The sequence below is a fragment of the Acutalibacter caecimuris genome (assembly GCF_034335085.1).
Lineage (GTDB): Bacteria > Bacillota > Clostridia > Oscillospirales > Acutalibacteraceae > Acutalibacter > Acutalibacter caecimuris.
The window spans coordinates 20,376-38,277 of the sequence record NZ_JAWXXJ010000030.1 but is presented as its reverse complement, the minus strand read 5'-3'; the positions used below and the strand labels follow the sequence as shown (position 1 = coordinate 38,277).

The window sequence follows — 17,902 nt, the reverse complement described above, 5'->3', positions numbered from 1 at the left end:
TAGTTTCTTCGCGCCGTCCAAATGAAAAGCCCCGTCCAGCCCCCGGTCTATCCGGGAGGTGACAAAGGCTGCCACCCTTTGGGCGTTCACGGCCCTGCAGGCGGCTGTAAGTCTCTGCTGCCGTGTTGTCTGCACATTCTTCCCAAACGCCCTATAAAGGCCCCTTACGGCTCCTTTGTGGGCGTTTTTCGCCTGTGCCCGGAAAGTTACCGCCCCCTGCGCCTCCTGCCGGTTTACAGCCCTGCTGGCCCAAGTAAAGCGGGACAGCCTCAGTCCCTTGCTGAAAGAGGCCGCAAGATGCCAGCCCCCGTCTAAGGGGCGCTTGCCGTTTAGCAGGGTTTCCTCTATCCCCAGGTTGTTTGCGCCGTAGCGGCACACCTGCACACTGGCAAGGCCCACCTTGTTTTGCATATGGGCCATGGCCCGGACAGCCCAACTAAGGGCCTGCCCGCAGCTTAAGCAGTTGTTGGCCCCCATGGAGAGCAGGAGCTGGGAAAAGGCCGCGCCCCTGGTAAACCTCTGCACGAGCTGCCAGGTGCCGTCCAGGCTTCTGCGCCCGTCCAGGTATATGGCCCCCTCACCCAGGTTGCTCACCCGCAGCCGCAGGGACTGGCTCACGAACAGCAGCCGGTTTCGGTTTTCCAGCACCACCGGCTGCACCGCCCCGATGGTGTCGAAAATCAGGTGGGCGGGCTTTATTTCGTCTATCTGCCGGATAAGCTCCCCCAGGTCTTTGGTGGCGTCCGGGAAAAGCAGGCGGACAGTCACAGAAAAGGCATAGCCCGCAAAATGCTCGGTGACTTCCCCCTCCCGGCCCGTTATAATCTGCACCAGCTCCCGTATGGCCTGCACCGTAGTGACGCCCCGTGTGTTAAGGCGGGCCAGCACCCTGGCCCGCCGCACCTCCAGGCTTTCCCCGGTATTGACCGGCAGGCCGAATATGCGCTCATGCCGGGGCAGGAGGAAAGTGCTGGTACACACCGCCAGCTGGGCCGCCATAGCGTCTATGGTTCGCTGGGCCTGGTTGATTTCCGCCTCCTCCGCCTGGAGCAGGTCGGCCATTTGCTCCATAGTCCGCACCCTGCGGGGCAGCATGAAATCATCTGTCAGGGGCATGGATGTCCACCTCCTCCAGGGTGAAGTATTCCCCATACCCGCAGGAAAGGGAGGCAAGGCCGCCGTTTAGGGTATAGCTTACGATATCGGCCACGCCCTCCACGCCAAAAATCAGGTCGCCTATGCGGTAGTAGCTTATGGTGCTTTCCCGGCCCTCATCGCCCCGGGCCGGGGCTTGGTCGAAGTCCTCCCGGTTCACGCTGTCCACATATGCCTGCAGCACCGCTATGGCGTTCTGGCGTATGTCGGCTATGTTGTAGCCAGGGGCCGCCTGCACCTCCACCACGATATGGGCGGCTTTGGGGGCTGCCCCCGCCACCGTCACGTCCGCGCCGATCTGCCGTTCCTCCTGGATATGGGCTTTCACGTTTTCCAGCACCACCCTGTCCGGGGCCTTGTATTGGTCGGACAAAACAATGACTTTCACCTTGCCCGCCCCGCAGACTTCCGCCCCCAGGCACTTGGCCCCGCCCACCCCGGACACCTGCTTGGCCCAATAGATAAAGTGGTTGCGGTTCCCGCTGGTGATGGGCCGCCGTATCTTGTCAAAAATGCGCTGCCGGAAAGAATCATCGCTCTCGGCCCCGGTGCCGCCCCCAAAGGGCTGGGGGTTAGTAACGGATTTCACCCCGTCCACCGATGCCTGCAGGGCTGCTATAGCCCCTGCCGGGGCGTTGCCCGCTGGGCCGGTTTCCTGGCACTTAGCCCCTACCTGGCAGGTGCCGTCCGCGCCGATCCGGGCCGGGGTGGTTGTTTCAAACACCAGAGCGCCGTACAGCGCCCCGGTGCCCTGGGGGATGGCCGCGCCCACGTCCCCGGTAAAGAGCAGGGTGCCCGTGGCTGCTGTGGCAGGGTTCCTGATTTCGTTATAGTCCAGGGCCTTGCGGTCTAAAAACTCCCCCTCGGCTGTGTCCAGCAGCACCCTGTCCGGGATGGGCATGACCTCCATGGTGTCAAGCCTGGATATCTCCTCCGCCACCGCCTGCAGGTTGTCCATGCAGAAGCCGCCCTCCATGCGGTTGGCGTCATTCTTAAGGCTTTCCCGCATCCGCTGTAGCACCGCGCTGGCACTAAAGTCTAAATCACTCATTACAGTTTCACCCCCTTAAAGTCCCATGCTATTTTGTCCGGCCCGTAAATGGTGGTGCAGTCAAACTCTGCCGTCACCCCGCTGCCGGTCTGGCTTATCTGGAAATTGCCCAGCTCCTCAATATAGGGGTTTACCATCAAAGCCTCGGTGATAAACCGCTTTAATTCAGACTTTGCTATATCACTATTCAGGGGGCTGCCGATGAGGGTATCTATCTCGCTGCCAAAGTCTGCGTCATAGGCCGTATACCGAAACCGCTCGGTGGTAAGGGCCTTGTATATCCATATCCGCAGGGCCTCGTTACCCTCTACCAGGTAGGTCTGCCCGCTTTTCAGCAGCAGGCAGTTGTTTTGGAAGTCATAGGCATACTCCCGGAACAGGGGCAGCTCTGTGCTCTCCTCCGGCCCCAGGGCAGACGGGTCGATAAAGGGGAAAACGCTCATGCAGGCACCACCTTCATCAAAATGTAAAAGGCGTCCCCCTGCCGCAGGGCCAGCACCTGGTCACCTGCCTGGGGGGTATAGCCATAATTCCTGTAAAGGTGCCGGGAGATGGTCTGCCCGTTCACCTGGATACTCAGGGGGCTGGGGCTGTTTATCCGGGCAAACAGCAGCCCCTGGCCGCTGTCCCCGCCCGCAAGGCCTCGCATAGCCCCCGCCAGCGCCGCCGCCCAATGCTCTGCCACTTTACCGCCTCCCTTATGCTTTCGTTTCTTTGTCAATTTCCTTTTCGTCCATCATGTTGGAGAAAGCAAGCGTCAGCTGCATTTCCTCCTTGCCGTCTGAAAAGGTGTGGGTGTCGTTTTCAATGTAGAACTTGCCGTAAAGCCCGGTAACAGGTTCCTGCACAATAATGGCATAGCCGGATATGGCCCGCACGTCGCTGGTGGCCGTCACCGAGCCGGACTGCTCTATGGCCTGCAGCAGGGCCTTGGCCTCGGCGGTATCGTTTTTCCCGTCCTGCTGCTGATATACCCGCTGGAGGGTGCCGTATTTCTTCCGGGCCTCCGCATCCTCCACCACGCCCACCTGGCCCCCTTCCTTATTGGTGATCACCACCCGGTTGACCATGTTCTGCAGGCTGGTTTTGTAGCTGGCCTCGGTCAGATTGTAGCCGCCCTCCAGGATGGCCCCGCAGAGAGCGCCCTTTTCTATAACGCATACCTTGCTCACGTCCTGCATCATGAGGATATACTTCTTGCCGTTCTGGCGGCTGGCGGCTGTGTAGGCCGCCATAATGGCCTCATAGGCTTTCTTGCCCAGGCATGGCATATATACCTTGATGCCCGTGGGGGCAGCCGAACCAAAGGGCACCCCTAGCTGGGAGCATATCCAGGCGGTAATAGCCTCCGGGGTATCGTCAAACACATGGCTGATGTCGCTGCCATTGATATAGAACAGCAGGTCTAGGGCCGTGTATGTGATGCTGTTCCCGGAAGCCGCCTTGTCAATGTCCAGGATGGGCCCGCCGAAAAGCACCCTTTCCGGGACTTTCCGGCTCTTGTAGGAAAAAACCACCTGATCCCCCTCGCTTATAGGCGCCTTGGGCAGGAAGCGGTCGCTGGCCTTGGCGGCCACCGTAAACGTGAGCTTCCGGGCCACCTGCTTGCTGTCCCCGCTCCAGGTCGCTGTGCCCACCAGTTGGGACAGGTCGCGGTTATTTACCAGCAGCTTCATTTCCCTGTCCGCGCTGCCGAATGTCCAATCTATCCCATTTGTTTACCCCCTCCAGGTATAAGCCTAAGTTTTGACCGCGCCGCCTGTGTGCGCCGTTCTATGCTTTTTATGGCCTCTTGAAAGCCTGCACAGCTGCGCCGCCACTGGCTCCTTTGGCGGGGGTTGCCGCTCCAATGCCTGCACTCATCACAAAAGAAGCAAACCAGCGCCACGTCTTGTATTTCCCCTAAAGTGGTATACTCCAGGGAAAGCTCGGCATTTCGTGCGCAGCGGTCACATTTGCAGGTGCCGCAAGTGCTGTAGCCCATAGCGCCTCCTCCTTTCTTACGGGATTGTAAAAACCTGCCCCGCCCTTATCAGGTTGGGGTTGCTGCCGATCACCCCCTTATTGGCATTGTATATCTTTGTGTACTGGCTGCCGTCCCCATAAAATTTCTTGGCGATATTCCAGAGGCAGTCCCCGGATACCACCGTATAAGTCTTGGGGGCAGGCTGGGTATTGGGCCGCTCCTTCAGGCCGCTGTCCTTTTTGGGGGCGGCAGCCTCCTGCTTGACCGTGGGCACATTTAGAAAGCGGTACTCGGTCAAATCCAGGGTATAATATACGTCCTTATCGCCCTCTTTGTGGCTGTATTTCAGGCTGTCTATGGTCATGGCCAGGTTAAAGTCGCAGTCGCTGATAATCACCCGGATGGGCTGGGGCTTGGACTTCCACTTTTGCAGGAGCTTGATATATTCCATGGGCTCCCGGTCGGCGTACCGGGCAAAGGGGGAGCGGGAGGAAGGGAAGAAGCTGGAAAAGGAGCCGGTCAAAAGCCCCCTGCGCCCCATAAGGTTTGCCTCCCCGATATTCAGCAGGGTAATGCGCTGGTTGTTATGGGGTTCCGTAAACTCGAACTCCTCCGGGTTTATGGGCAGCTCGAACATTTCCTCATGGTTGTTGTAGCTTAATTCTATTATGCGTTCCTTCATGCAGTCCCCCCTTTACGCTGGTACAAGGTTCTCTATGGCCAGTATCACCTTTTTGGCCACCGCCTCGCCTATGCGGTCAATATCCGCATCCTCCCGGACGATAATCTGGTCGGCAAGCTTGGCAATGGTCAGGTGGATTACCGTGCCGCCCCTTTGAGGCGCGGCGTTCCTTGCCACCTGTACGCTTTCCTTATTGGGCAGCACCCGGCTGCCACGGGGCAGGTCTACCAGCTCCGGGCCTTTCTCGCCCACCCAGGTGGGGCCGCCCCGCCAGTTGTTGGTGCCATCGGCGTTCGCACCCACGCTGCCGCCTCCACCGCCGCCGAATATGCCCCCAAACAGCCCGCTCACCTTGCTGGATACCCAGGAAAGGGCGTCCGCCACAGAGGAGATAATGGGCTGGATGGCGTTCCAGACGTTTTGCACCACACCCAAAATGCCGTTAAAGACAGTTTGCGTTACGTTGAAAAGCAGCTGGAACACGCTGATCGCCATGTCCAGTATGGGGGAAATGACCGACCACGCAGAGGAAAGCACGCTGGCGATCAGCGGCGCTGCCTGCCCGATGATCTGCTGTATCCACCCCATTTTGCTGCCGACAAACTCCAGTACCGTGCCCACCTTCTGGCCGATGCCGTCAAAGATGGTCTGGAACACAGGGGCCAGGGCAGAAATGACCTGGCCGATGCCCTCCACCAGCCCGCCTATGACCGGGGCCGCCGCGCTTATAATGGAGCCTATTTGTGTGACTACCGTCTCCAATACCGGCAGCACGGCGGGGATCACCGCCTGCACCGTGTCCATGATGCTGGCAATAACCGGCATGACCGCTGTGCCCACCTGCTGGATGGCCCCCATGACCGCCCCGCCGAAGCTCATAACAGACGGCATGATGGACTGGAAACCGCCCGCTATGCTGGCTATGACCGGAAGCACCGTGTCAAAGGCGCTCACCAGGGTGGGCATGGCTGCAGCCGCAAAGTCTATGGCCCCGCCTATGCCGCTTATGACAGCCTCCCCAAAGGAAACAAGGTAGGGGGAGGCTGATTTCAGCATGGAGCCAAGCCCCGAGGTTATCTTTCCAAAGGCCGGGCCGATTTTAGGCAGCAGGCCGTCAAAGACAGAGGTGACAAGCCCGCCCATGCTGGAGGGTAAAATACCCTTGATACCGGCCTTTAGGCTTTTAACAATTTCACCGCCCGCAGCCTTGATTTTCGGGCCTGCGGACTTGATGCCGGACTTTATTGCCCCCGGCAAGGAGGACATTACACGCCCTATCATGGGGATGGCGTTGTTAAACAGGAACGTGGAGGCCGTGTCCACCAGGCTCTGCATGGAGCCGGTCACGTCCCCGCCTATGGCCATATTGCCCAGCAGGTTCTGGGCAGCGGCTTTCATGGCTGAGAAAGAGCCGCTAAAGGTCTCGCTGGCCTCCTTTGCCGTGGTACCCGTAACCCCCAGCTGGTTCTGTACGGCGTGGATGGCGTTGTATACGTCCGACAGGTTGTCGATATTGTACTCGGTGCCAGTAAGCTTCTGGGCGTCCTGCAGCAGCCGCTGCATTTCTTCCTTGGTGCCGCCATACCCCAGCTTGAGGTTGTCCAGCATGGTGTAGTTTTGCTTGGCAAAACCCTGGTAGGCGTTCTGGATGGACTCCATGTCCGTGCCGAACTTGTTGGCATTGTCGGACATATCGCCCATAGCCATGTCGGCCACCGTGGCGGCCTTGGCGGTATCCCCGCTCAGGCTGCTGATAAGTGACGCCGAAAAGCTGGTGACCTGTTCCATGTACTCGTTGGCGGACAGGCCCGCCGTTTTGAAAGCCGAGGCGGCGTTTGCCTTGACCACACTGGAGCTGTCCTTAAAGAGCGTATCCACGCCCCCCAGGCTCTGCTCCAGCTTGGCCCCCTGGCTGATAGCCCCCATGGTGACGGTCGCGGCTGCCAGGGTCACGGGGATCACCACGTTTTTCCCCACCGCCGCAAGGCCGGACTTTATCTTGGAAAGGCCAGCCGTAACGCCGTCTTTCAGCTTTACCGTGGCATGGGCCACCAGCTTCCCCACGGACTTCACCTTATTGGTGACGCCCTTTATCAGGGAGGTGGCCCCGTCCTTGAGTTTCACAAAGGGGCGGGCCACCAGCTTGCCCACCCCTTTGACCTTATTGCTTACGTTCCGTATTTTGTCGCTGGCGGCGTCCTTAAGGGCTGCTGCCATGACGATCTTCTTTCTTAGCGGCTGGGCCTTTTGCTTTAGGCTCTCCATAGCTTTATGGGCCGCCGTAGCGTCCAGCCGTGCCGTGCGCTTTTTATCCCAGGTGGCTTTCAGCTCCTGCTTGGTCTTGGCCACATCCTGCCGGAAAGCGCTCTGCTCCTGCCGTATGCTGCGCAGGGTGGCCGACATATTGTCCTTAATGGAGATAGCTCCCTTGATAACGCCCAATCAGCCACCCCCTTTTGTGTCAATCTGGAACATGGCGGCCCTGTCCTCCAGGGCCTTTTCCATGGACGCAGCATAAAAGAGCCGGGATTCACGGTCTAGGCTCAAAAACCTTTCCGCATCCCAGCCCTTTTGTATGTAGTAGTGCAGCAGGTACGCCTCGCCATCCTGGGTTATGAGTTTTTTAACTCTTTTACCGCCGTAACGTCCTTATCCTGGCCGCCAATCACGCCGCTCAGCTTCATAACTGCCGCCGCGATCTGGTTTATCTCGAATATCTCAAAAGCGTTTACGATATCCAAAGGCTCATGCAGGGTACGCTCCTCCGGGGGGAGGTCGGCCTCGGCCTCCATGATTTCTTTGGCGGCGGCCTTTAAGTCCGGCTCCACCATAGCCAGGTAAACGCCGTATTTGTCGCTGCGGCCCCTGTCTATGCTGTCGTCCACCTCGTTACATTCTGCGATCTCGTTATAGGTCAGGCTGCGGATGGTGATATCCTGATCCAGGCCGGGCACATGGAGCACCTGCTTTTTGTGCGCCTTTTTGGCCTGCAGCCGCTGCATGGCCTTGCGGGAAAATTCAGCCAAAAGGCTCTTTTTATTTTCTGCCACTGTAAGTACCTCCTAAATTATGCGATCTTGTCCAGGTTCACAAGGTCGGACGGGGTAAAGCCGCCGCTAACCTCCTGCTCGATAATACCGCCCATTTCCATACTGATAAGGGGCAGCTCGTTAAACCAGATATTATCGCAGCTATAGCGCTCGATCTGCCCGCCCACGGCGTCCGGGTCTGCCAGCTTGGTAATGATCTGGCTGCGCTGGTCGATGCCCTTTTTCCAGTTCTCAAATACGGCGTTATACCGGGAATACACCTTTTTGGTGGTGAGGGTCAGCTCACCCTTGAGGCCGGTCATTTTGCTGTCCACGTCCAGGCCCAGCTGCACGTCCTCCCGGTTGGCGGTTATTTTCAGTTCCACCTTGGACAGCTCAAAGATTTTCTCGCCGTCCACCCACACCTCGCCCCAGGTGCCGGAAAGGGTCTTATTTCCCCTGATTTTGCTCATGCGCTTCTCCTTTCCTACATATTGCACACCAGGCTCAAATCTTCCATGGCGTCCACAAATTTGACGTTGCTGGAAATAAACACCTTTGAGCCGGTGTTATACATAGCGATATCAATGTCGCTCATGTCGGTGGTGTCGATGCCCTTGCCCTCAATATACAGCCGCTGCTGCTCGATATCCACGGCGGCGGTATTGTCAAAGCTGCGGTCAAGCACATTGCCCTCCAGGGACTTCTGGTAGGCAACGATGGCCGCCACAAAAGCCTGCTTGTTGTCGTAGTCGTTGATGACCTTGCCCACATAAGCGTCCTCAAAGGTGCTGCGGATATCGTCCTGGTACAAGTCCACCCCTTCCATGATCTTGATCTTGGAAAATTCCTCGCCGTGTTCGGCGGTAAAGGTGGTCAGGCTGTTCACGCCCCGGCCTATCTTGTATTTCTCGCTGTCAAAGACGATCACCAGCTCCCCCTTGTCGATCCGTTCGTCCGGGTCGTCCGGCACATCCGCGCTCACAATATCCGAAAGCACAAAATAGGTGCTGCTGCGGGCCAGGGAAAGCCCTGCCAGCACCCCGGCTATCCGGGCGCAGTATTCAGCCGTGGAGAAAGCCTCCCCGCCAAGGGTGCTCTTGATGTTGCCCGTGGTCAGGTTGATAATGCCCTCATGGTCGGCCACGCACTCCGGCAGCACGGCCTTAAAGGTCTTGTGGTCTTTTTCCCGTTCTTCCTTTATCCAGGCGGATACCAGGGTCTTTTCGTCATTGGTGATACCCGGCACCGTGAGATAGTTCCACTTCAAGTCCCGCAGCTTCTTAAGCCAGGGGGACAGGCTTTCCGTGGTGGTGGGCACCTTTACCACGATGACCTTGTAAGGGCCGCCCTCATAAAGCAGCTTGAGGTATTCATAATTGCGCTGGGTAAACTGCGAAAAGTCCACGTCCAAAATGCTTTTATAAATACTTACAGGCTGCCCGCCCTCGGTATCATCCTTGAGGATAACGGCCACAATGCCGCGCTCGCTGCGCTGGATGGCGGTCAGGCCCTTGGTCTTGAAAATGATATTGATCTCAGGCAATCCCATTGCCTCACGTCCTTTCTGTATTGCTTATATGAATATCCAGCTCCTCCATAAGGGGCGGCTGGGGCGGTTCCTGCAGGCTGTCCCGGAAACTGAGGGTAAAGGTGCAGTGCAGCACCCGGTCAACCACCTTGAGGGAAACGTCCGTCACCGTAATGGCCCGGGCCTCGCCCCCGTCCGTAAAGCGGAACACGGGCCGCACCGCCCCGTCCACCTCCTGGCCTATGCGCAAATATTCTGCGTTGCTTTCCGAGGCCGTATGGATAGCGGCGTCCACCAGCACTCGGCGGTCTGTGTGGGCCGCGCTTGCCGTGGTGTTGGCGGCGGGGACGATATCCAGGAAGATATAGTCCTCTATGTCCGGCTCCGGCGCGTCATTCTGCGTTTTGGGTATTTCCTCACAGAACACGTCAAAGGCCGGGTACAGGCCCTTAAACAGCCCCACAAGGCTTTCTTTTATGCTTTCAAAGATAGTGGATGCCACCGCCACGCCTCCTTTCCTCATAGGTCATGTGTGCTTATGAAATCATCCAGCCAGCCCTGCAGGAAACCGGGCAAACGGGCCGCCACCTCCTCCAGGGAGAGCTGCATCATGTGCCTGCCGGTGACAAAGCCCCGGCCCCCACGGGTTCGGTGGCCGTATTCCACAGGCTCGGCATAGTCCACATTGGTGTATACTTCAATGTAGTACTCATTCCCGCGCTTCTGGATTTTCCCCACCTTCCAGCTGTCCTGCAGGCGGCCTGTCCTTTTAGGGGTTTTTTCTTTGACCTTTCCCTGCAGCTCATAGGCCACCTGCAGCACCATCTGCTCAAACTCGGCGGGGTATTCCTGCTCTATCATCCGGGAAAGCTGCTGCTCCAGCTTATCCAGGCCCTCAAAGCTATAATCCGTGCCAGCCATTATGCTTTGTCCTTCTGCAGCTTTAGGGGGACATTATTGTGGGAGGGGTGCCGCTCCGGCAGGCCCGCACCGCACACAAACCGCTTGCCCAGGCGCACCGCCACCACCGTGTCCCCCGGCTGGATATCCACCTCCGGGCGCACGAACAGCGAAAAGTCCGTGTCCACGCTGGCCGTGGCCCTGCCCTGGCTGAGCTTGCCCCCGGTGGGGCTTGACAGGGCGCAGGGGATGGCCTCATATACTGCCTGCCCCTCCAAGCCTTTCTTGAATACGCTCTCCCCGCTGGGCTGCACCGCCTTATGGGGCCGGTAGACCGTGCAGGTATCCGTATAAGTGCTGGCTAAAATATCCGCCTCAGTCATAGGGCTGCTCCCTGGGGTACTTCATCCGCCGAAAGGGGATAAGAAACTTTTCATAGTCCCGGACAAAATTGGCGGCGTTTTGGTAGGCCGAGGCTTTATCCCGGTAGTGGATGCTGGTGTCCCCACGGGTAATGCTGGACACCTCATTCCCGCCGCTGGCAGGGGATTGGTCAGCCCGCAGCATATCCTCCACCATTTGTGCCGCCACGTCCTCCAGCGGCTCGGGCAAGTCCTTGCGGCTGCAAAATATGCGGATACGGTTCACCGCCCGCCGCACATATCGCAGGACAACGGGCTGCTGCTCATCCGGCAGCCCCAGGTTACTTTGCGCCGTCTGCGCGATCCGGCTGATCTGCTCCTCCATGGGGTTCCTCCTTTTTGCTGGCTTTCGCTGTCTTGGGCTTTCCAGGGGCAGTTGCCGTCAGCTCACTGTACAAGCGGTTGTATACTGCCTCACTCATTTTCAGAAAACTCTCGCCTATATGTGCGTAGATAGCCTCTTCTACTGTATGCAGGTCTTTCATGGTGGCGGGGCGGTCAGCTGCAGGGGCAGCCTCCCCGCCCACACGCTCAAAGCCCTGCCGTGCCAGTTTGGCGGCGTCCTCCTCGCTGGGTACTTCTTTCACCACGCCTAATTTTTTCATAGTAATCATGTGCCCTGCCCTCCATTTTCACCCTCCGGCTTGGCGGCGGGCTTTGCCTGCTTGAGGTTCACCAGGATGCTGGGCATTTTGTTGTCCATGATCCACAGGTCGTGGTACTTGCGGTAGTCCACGGCCCAGGCCCGTTTCTTCTGGTAGGTTTTCGGGTCAAAGATACGCACCTCATCCGTGCGGGAAACGGCAATGGGGGCGTTGCGGGGGCAGATGATCCAGTTGATGTCCAGCGCCCCCTCTGCCGGGGTAAAGCCGCCCTTTGTCTGGTTGGTGGTGGAGCCGTCATTAAACTGGTAGGCGGTTTTCAGCCGCCCGGAGCCTGCCCGGATAATGGGGTGCTGGCCGTTGATAGCCTTGATTTTAAGGTTTACGCCGCCCTGCTGGAAATCCGTCACACTGATAGAGCGGGACAGGTTTGTGTTAAGGTCGAACAGCGCCGCCACGGGGGTGGCCATGGTGATCACCAGGGGGGTATCGTCCCCCACCACGTCCTGGACGCTGGCGATATCCGTATAAAGCTGCTTTAAGATGGTGGACTCTGCCGGGGTGTAGCCATACACGGCCCGGTCTTTTGCCATAGCCAGGGCGGCAATGGTGCTATAGCGGTAGGCGTCGATTTCCGGCACCACCTTTGTGCGCTGGAATTCCCCCATGACCGAGGAGGCGGTCAGCACAAAATTGGTATCGTTGACCTCATGCTCATCAAAGGTAAACTGGCGGCCCCTGTCCATGGTCATGGTCTTGGTCTGCCATGTAAGGTTGATAGTGCCCTCCACAAAGCCGTTTTGCCGGTCATAGTCGGCAAGGCCGTCCATATCCAGCTGGGGGATTTTTACCTCCGCGCCCCCTTCATACTTTACCAGCTTGTCATTAAGCTCCATCCAGCCGCTGGTGGCACCCGCCACCGCCGCCTTGTCAAGCTCGCTCTGAAAAACAGACGCATACTGCAAAACATCGTTAGCCATATTAGTTTAACCCTCCTCTGATATTCTGCGCGATCTGATCCCGGATGGCGTTTTCCGCAGAAGCGGCCCCGCCCAGGCCCTCCGGGGTCTTGCCCCGCAGCCGTTCCTTGACGGCGGCCTCCAGGCAGCCTTTGAAAACATCCTGCACATGGGCCATGCTCTTTTCCATGGCCTCCTTGTCCGTGTAGGTAAGCAGGTCGGCAAGCCCTGCGGGGAAACCGTCCTTTTCAAGCTGCTTGAGGGCGGCGTCTTTAAGGTCGCGCTGCAGCAGCTGCGCCCGCAGGCCCTCCAATTCTTCCCGCTGGGCGTCCGCCTCGGCCTTGGCCCGCTCCTCCGGGGGGAGTTTCTCCAGCCGCGCCTGTTCCTGCTGCTGGGCGGCCCACTCGGCCTTTGCGGCCTCCAGCCGGGCCTGCAGGTCGGCCTCGGTGTAGGTCTTGGCCTCCGGCTCGGGCTTAGCGGCGGGGGGCGTATCTGTTTCCGCGCCCTCTGCGGGGGCGGCGGGTGCCTTGCCGCCCAGCAGGCCGCTCAAAAACCGCTGGAAAGCGTTCTGCTGTTCCTGGGTGGGGGCGGCCTCCGGGGCCGCCTGGGGCGTACCGGCAGCAGGGGCCGCCGCGCTTTGGGTGGTATTGACTTCATCTGCCATTGTGTAAATCCTCCTTAAATGATTTTTGGGTATAATAAAAACGCCGTTTAACCGGCGCTTAAATTATCTTCCTGCATACCCGGCGGTTCCAATAATGGATGGCCCGCCTTTTATCGTTTCTGCACTCTTTATTATTGAAACTGACCACGGCCCCGCATTTACCGCACAGAAAGTGCCGGGGGCCGGAAAGCCCTTGCCTTTGTGTGACTATTCCCCCGCAAAAAGGGCAAGGCCACGCCTTTTGAGTACTCATGCCGCACCTCCCGCATATTTTTCCTGCCATTCCTTAAACTTGATATTTTCCGACAAGGGCCGGGCGTCCTTGCGCTCTGTAAACAGGCTCTTGTCAAAGGCGGCCACCACGATGCACAGGCAGTTAGGGTGCATGGGTGGGAAGTTCACCCCGGCCACCGCCTCCTCCACCAGGAATACCCGGCCATTCAAAAGGGCGCAGTCACAGTGTGTGCTGCCTTCGGTGCCGCCGATAAAGCGGTATTTCTTGATGCCGTTTTCCTTATAGGCCAGCAGCTCCCCCTGGTTCGCAAAGTATTTGCACTCGGTACGCACCAGGCGCTGGGCGTTGTACCGGCCCCTGTCCATAACCTCATCAATGGCGCGGGCCATTTCATCCACGCCGCTGCCCTTGATAAAGCCCAGGGTGATTTCCCGCTTTGCCACAGCCGCGATATGGTCGCAGGCACCCCACACAGCCTCTGAAAAGTGCTTCTCGCTCCAGGGGTAGGAAACGATCTGCCGGATAAGGGCTGTGTCCAGTTTTGCCACGTTAAAGCCCATACCGATGCCTTTCTGCATGGAAAAGCAGCTTTCATAATAATTTACCCGAACCATATCCCCCAAAAGGGTGGTGAGCCGGGTTTCACTGTCCCCGGCTAAATCCATCATGGCCATATAGACAGCCGCCAGCAGCTGCTCCTTGCGGCTGATACGGCTTTTCATGGCTAAAGTATTCAGCTCCAGCAGGGCCTTGCTGGCTTTGGCCTTGTCCTTGCCTTTGGTATCCTCTATGTACTTTTCAATGGACTTGCGCCAATGGCTGTATTCCCGGCCCGACAGCAGCCGGGACGCCTCGGAGGCGGTCAGGTGGCTGTCCGTTGCGTACCGGGCAAAAAGGGTGTTGATTTCTTTTTCTATGCTGTAGGCCGCCTCATCGTAGAGGAAAAGCAGCTCCCGCGCCGCTTTGTCCGCCCGGCGCTCATTCTGCAAAAGGCGGCTTTTCGCGTCCTCTATCCACTCATTGCGGGTCTTATAGCTCATGCGTCAGCCACCCCCTGCTGCTGGGCCGGGGGCAGCTGCTGGGCCTGTTCCGGGGCCTGGGCCTGCTGCAGGGCATGGGCCAGGGCGTCATACCCGCCAAAGTCCCCCATGTCCGCTTTCTTTTCCTCCTCCAGCTTCTGCAGCTCATCCTGCACATTTTCAACCGTGGGCAGCAGCTGCAGCCGGGACTCCCGGCTCAGTTCCCCGGACAGGGTGGTGACAATCTGGGCGCTCTCCAAAAGGTTCTGGGGCCTGTTGCGCCTAAACTGGATATCAATATCCCGGTAGTCATAGTGGCCGCCCTGGATGTTCAGCATGGTGGTGATAAGCTCAATGCGCCGCTGCAGCGCCCGTTTGAATTTCCGCTCCTTGATGGCGCAGACCTGCTCCAGGCCCCACAGCTTATAGGACACGGCCACGCCGGACAGGTTCCCGCCAAAGTTCTCATCGTTCAGGTTGGGGACGTTGGAAAAAAGGTGCATATCATCCCGCAGCCGCTTTTTGTAGTTTTCCAGCGGGGCGTCGGCCACTTCCTTAATAAGCCACTGTATGTCCCCGCCGTCCTCCAGCAGGATGGCCCCGGCCTCTTTCATGTCCCGGATGTCCTGGGGCTTTACATCCCCCATTTTCAGCACCTTAAGGATGGCCTCATCGTTATACTGGAAAAAATTGGCGGTATTGCTCTGCGCCCGGTTGTAGGCGTCCACTAGCGTAATAACGCCCTCAAAGTCCCCCAGCCGTTCCTCATTGTTGATATATTCCACAAAGGGCACGTCCTGCCAGTAGTGCTCCACAATATCCATAAGCTCCAGGGGGCCGCCGTTGTAGCTTACAAAATACCAGCACTCGGTGGAAGTCCAAAACTCCACCTTTTTGATGGGGTTGCCGCGCCTGTCCCTGGAATAGATAAAGCGCAGCGCTGCCATGGGGGTCGTGTAGCCGGTCTCATAGATCATGATGCAGTTGCCGGGGGCCACTTTTACAAAGCGGATCATGGCGTCCTCATCCATGTAAAGCATCTCAAAGCAGCTGCCGTCTATGCTGGCGGTTTTCGCCAGCTCCGTGTTTTCGTCCTGTTCATCGTTATAGTCAAAAATATCCTGCAGGGCCTGGAGGAAAGCATCATCCTGGCTGGAATAGGCCACAGGCTTGCCCAGGAAGTACCCCACAGCCGTGTCCGTGATATACCGGGGCATATTGTTTACCAGCCGGTTATTGGGCACGGCCTTGTCCTTTTTGGTATACCGCAGGATATCATGATCCCCCACATAGTACCCCTCCAGGCGCTGGTACTTGATACTGCCCTCGTTTTCCTCTATGATTTTCTTGATATCTGCCTCGGTAAGCCCCTCCAGGGCCGAGCGTTCCATGTACAGTACAGGCAAATTATGCACCCCCTTGGAACAGCATGGGCGGGAAATGGCTTTCCTCCAGCTGCTTTTTAAGCTTTTCAAGGTCAATGGTAATAGTAGTATTTGCGTCAATCTTGACAGGGCGGTAATCATGGGGCTGCAGCAGCGGCTGGGGCAAAGGCTGGGCAAGGGGCGCTGCCGCAGGTTTCAACCCCCCCTCGCTCATCAGCAGCTTATGGCTGCAGGTCTCCCGGTAGGGGCAAGCCCTGCACCCGCTGTAAAGCTTTGTGTATCCCATGCAATACCTCCTATAATCCTAAATCCGCACGGTCTACAATGCGGAAACGCCTTGACTTTTTGGCTATGGTACGGGCACCCTCCAGGGCGTCCGGGCCGTCATCGTGGGCCGCCATGGGGAATTGCGTCAGCTGCTCCAGGAGCCTCTTATGGCGGCGGTTAAACTTGATATACTTGTTTTTTACATCCGGCTGCAGGGTCTGGATACGCAGCACCTTGTCGCTGGACTGCTGCACTTCCTCGATAGGCAGGTACAGCCCCGCCCTGGCGCTGGCCTTTGCCAGCTCCTCCTTGAGGAACCACTGGAATTGGTTCACCTCGGCCCCAAATTTCTTATAGCCCCGGCCATAGGTGGCCCGCAGCCAGCGCTCCTTGTCCAGCACGTCCATGATAATGCGGTCTGGATGCCTGCGCTCGATATCGGCGTCCATTATGAACATATAGCCGCTGGCCTTGTGCTTGGCTATGGTCAGGATAGCGGAAAAGTCGCTTTTTTTGTTTTTGCCCAGGGAGGGGTCTACAAAGCCAAAGAATTGATAGGCGCGGTCTCGGAAATCTATCTCGGCCTCGTTGTAATAGTCCAGCCATTCCTCCATAAACAGGCAATCGTCCGGGTTTATAGGCTCGTTCTGCATTTCGCTGTTGAAAGCGCTCTCGCCCTCAGATACCCGCATAACCATGAGGTCATAATAGGAGAGTTTTTCCTCCCATAGCACCTTTGTGCCCGCCAGCATAGCGGCCTGGTGCATATGGAAGAAAGCCAGGGCGTCCCGCTCCCGGTCATCGTTTGCAAGGTCTGTATAAATCTCCGTCCATTGCTGCCAGAGGGCGTCCGCCTCTGAAAAGGAAATGACCGCTTTATACTTGATAGCCCTATAGGCCGGGTTCTTCAAGGTGTTGGCAAGCAGGCTGTCATAGTGCAGCAGGGTGCCGATATAGATAATGTCCGTGTAATCGTCCCCGGCCTTGGATACGGCTTTCTTGAACCAGTTGTCGAGCTTGGCCCTCTGGTCTGGGGTACGGACATTTTCATCATTCTCCACATCGTCCAGGATAATAAGGTCGGGCCTCCAGTTCCGGTGCTTGCGCCCACGGATTTTCTTGCCGCTGCCGATGGCCTCCAGCTTGATGTTGCTTTTGGTCACCAGCACATTATTGCGCCATACCTTGCCGGGCAGAAAGCCAAAGTCCTCTATAATGGCGAGGTTTTCTTCAAACTCCACCCGGATATTGTCCAGAAAGCCCTCGGCCTGTTCGCTGCTGTCCGATATGAGTATGGGGTAATGTTTATACTGGTACAAGACGGCGTGCATGGTGCCCTTAAAGGTCAGGTTGGTGCTTTTGGCGTGGCCACGGGGCGCGGCCACTACCCGGCGCACACCAGGCAGGCGGCTGATTGCCTTGGCGTCAGCCGGGGCCACGGGGGAGCGGCCTTTCAGCACACCCTGCTGCCAGATGCCGTCCAACTCCCGGTGGAAGTCCGGGGAGGGGCGGCTGAAATAGTGGGGGAAGTAGGCCCGCCCGAAAAATTCCATGTCAATGGCCGCCAGCCGTTTGCGCAGGCCGCCGCTCCCGGTAAGGGGCAGGCCCGCGATATAATCCTTTTTCAGCTGCTCCCGTTCCGGGGAATGATCCCTCTCCAGAAAATCCTTTAAGAGCGCCCGCAGGGCGTTTAAGTCCGTGCCCTCGGTCTCGTATTTTTTAGCCTCGGCCTCGGCCATGGCCCCCGTAAGGGCCTCTATGCTCTGCTTTTTCCGCTGCTTCAAACAGCCCGCCTCCTTTCCCTTGCTGATACGGGGCCAGAAATGCCCCTATTTGCCCCCTTGCCTTTTGGTGGTAACTTTTCCCGCCCTCTTGGCTGGGGCGCGGTTTGAACGGCCTTAAACGGTTCTTAAACGCATAGAAACAAAACAAAAGAGGCCGGGGCCGCAAAATCCCGCCCCGGATGGGTGTGCTTCGCCATCCGGGGCCTGTTTTGGCCCGGTCTCCATGCGTCTATGTCCGCCGATCCGCGCCG

General features: G+C 57.9%; 21 protein-coding genes. All 21 read right to left on the bottom strand.

All coding sequences use genetic code 11. The features are described from left to right. A partial coding sequence (locus tag U8U01_RS14510; protein ID WP_322175691.1) for a putative phage tail protein occupies nt 1-1,116 on the bottom strand: 1,116 nt, incomplete at its 3' end. Then, nucleotides 1,100-2,206, bottom strand: a complete 1,107-nt coding sequence (locus U8U01_RS14505; RefSeq protein WP_160578837.1) for a baseplate J/gp47 family protein — start codon at nt 2,204-2,206, stop codon at nt 1,100-1,102. The genes U8U01_RS14505 and U8U01_RS14510, both read right to left, overlap by 17 nt. Beyond that, the gene (locus tag U8U01_RS14500) at nt 2,206-2,649 is read right to left on the bottom strand and encodes a DUF2634 domain-containing protein (protein WP_322175687.1); all 444 of its coding nucleotides are present in this window, start codon (nt 2,647-2,649) and stop codon (nt 2,206-2,208) included. The genes U8U01_RS14505 and U8U01_RS14500 overlap by 1 nt, the downstream gene beginning before the upstream one ends. Beyond that, on the bottom strand, nt 2,646-2,891 hold the full coding sequence (locus U8U01_RS14495; protein ID WP_322175684.1) for a hypothetical protein: 246 nt from the start codon (nt 2,889-2,891) through the stop codon (nt 2,646-2,648). The genes U8U01_RS14500 and U8U01_RS14495 overlap by 4 nt, the downstream gene beginning before the upstream one ends. Nucleotides 2,892-2,904: 13 nt before the next feature. Then, on the bottom strand, nt 2,905-3,882 hold the full coding sequence (locus tag U8U01_RS14490) for an XkdQ/YqbQ family protein (protein WP_322175681.1): 978 nt from the start codon (nt 3,880-3,882) through the stop codon (nt 2,905-2,907). 324 nt (nt 3,883-4,206) lie between these two features. Further along, on the bottom strand, nt 4,207-4,854 hold the full coding sequence (locus U8U01_RS14485; RefSeq protein WP_322175678.1) for a LysM peptidoglycan-binding domain-containing protein: 648 nt from the start codon (nt 4,852-4,854) through the stop codon (nt 4,207-4,209). A 12-nt stretch (nt 4,855-4,866) separates the two neighbouring features. Beyond that, on the bottom strand, nt 4,867-7,296 hold the full coding sequence (locus U8U01_RS14480; protein WP_322175676.1) for a phage tail protein: 2,430 nt from the start codon (nt 7,294-7,296) through the stop codon (nt 4,867-4,869). Nucleotides 7,297-7,466: 170 nt separating this feature from the next. After that, nucleotides 7,467-7,904 carry a hypothetical protein gene (locus U8U01_RS14475; protein WP_322175673.1) on the bottom strand — a complete coding sequence of 146 codons (438 nt, stop codon included), beginning with the start codon at nt 7,902-7,904 and terminating at the stop codon, nt 7,467-7,469. A gap of 17 nt (nt 7,905-7,921) precedes the next feature. Continuing rightward, complete coding sequence (locus U8U01_RS14470) at nt 7,922-8,356, bottom strand: phage tail tube protein (protein WP_322175670.1); 435 nt, start codon at nt 8,354-8,356, stop codon at nt 7,922-7,924. A gap of 14 nt (nt 8,357-8,370) precedes the next feature. Then, nucleotides 8,371-9,435 (bottom strand): phage tail sheath subtilisin-like domain-containing protein, encoded by a 1,065-nt coding sequence (locus U8U01_RS14465; protein ID WP_322175668.1) that lies wholly within the window; start codon nt 9,433-9,435, stop codon nt 8,371-8,373. Between the two features lie 4 nt (nt 9,436-9,439). After that, nucleotides 9,440-9,916, bottom strand: a complete 477-nt coding sequence (locus U8U01_RS14460; RefSeq protein ID WP_322175667.1) for a translation initiation factor 2 — start codon at nt 9,914-9,916, stop codon at nt 9,440-9,442. A 17-nt stretch (nt 9,917-9,933) separates the two neighbouring features. Further along, nucleotides 9,934-10,335 (bottom strand): HK97 gp10 family phage protein, encoded by a 402-nt coding sequence (locus tag U8U01_RS14455; protein ID WP_322175664.1) that lies wholly within the window; start codon nt 10,333-10,335, stop codon nt 9,934-9,936. Beyond that, complete coding sequence (locus U8U01_RS14450; RefSeq protein ID WP_322175661.1) at nt 10,335-10,697, bottom strand: hypothetical protein; 363 nt, start codon at nt 10,695-10,697, stop codon at nt 10,335-10,337. Before U8U01_RS14450 ends, U8U01_RS14455 begins: the two co-directional genes overlap by 1 nt. After that, a complete protein-coding gene (locus tag U8U01_RS14445; protein ID WP_322175658.1) occupies nt 10,690-11,061 on the bottom strand; it encodes a head-tail connector protein in 372 nt (123 codons plus the stop codon). Before U8U01_RS14445 ends, U8U01_RS14450 begins: the two co-directional genes overlap by 8 nt. After that, nucleotides 11,018-11,350: a hypothetical protein gene (locus U8U01_RS14440; protein WP_322175655.1), complete on the bottom strand. Its 333-nt coding sequence runs from the start codon at nt 11,348-11,350 to the stop codon at nt 11,018-11,020. The genes U8U01_RS14445 and U8U01_RS14440 overlap by 44 nt, the downstream gene beginning before the upstream one ends. After that, nucleotides 11,347-12,318, bottom strand: coding sequence for a hypothetical protein (locus tag U8U01_RS14435; protein WP_322175653.1), 972 nt, complete (start codon nt 12,316-12,318; stop codon nt 11,347-11,349). The genes U8U01_RS14440 and U8U01_RS14435 overlap by 4 nt, the downstream gene beginning before the upstream one ends. A gap of 1 nt (nt 12,319) precedes the next feature. After that, on the bottom strand, nt 12,320-12,961 hold the full coding sequence (locus U8U01_RS14430; RefSeq protein WP_322175650.1) for a capsid assembly scaffolding protein Gp46 family protein: 642 nt from the start codon (nt 12,959-12,961) through the stop codon (nt 12,320-12,322). 249 nt (nt 12,962-13,210) lie between these two features. Further along, complete coding sequence (locus tag U8U01_RS14425) at nt 13,211-14,236, bottom strand: minor capsid protein (protein WP_322175648.1); 1,026 nt, start codon at nt 14,234-14,236, stop codon at nt 13,211-13,213. Next, the gene (locus tag U8U01_RS14420; protein ID WP_322175645.1) at nt 14,233-15,621 is read right to left on the bottom strand and encodes a phage portal protein; all 1,389 of its coding nucleotides are present in this window, start codon (nt 15,619-15,621) and stop codon (nt 14,233-14,235) included. Before U8U01_RS14420 ends, U8U01_RS14425 begins: the two co-directional genes overlap by 4 nt. 1 nt (nt 15,622) lies before the next feature. Beyond that, complete coding sequence (locus U8U01_RS14415) at nt 15,623-15,886, bottom strand: hypothetical protein (protein WP_322175642.1); 264 nt, start codon at nt 15,884-15,886, stop codon at nt 15,623-15,625. 10 nt (nt 15,887-15,896) lie between these two features. After that, entirely contained in the window at nt 15,897-17,651 is a 1,755-nt protein-coding gene (gene terL, locus U8U01_RS14410; protein ID WP_322175639.1) for a phage terminase large subunit, read from the bottom strand. Nucleotides 17,652-17,902: the final 251 nt, after the last annotated feature.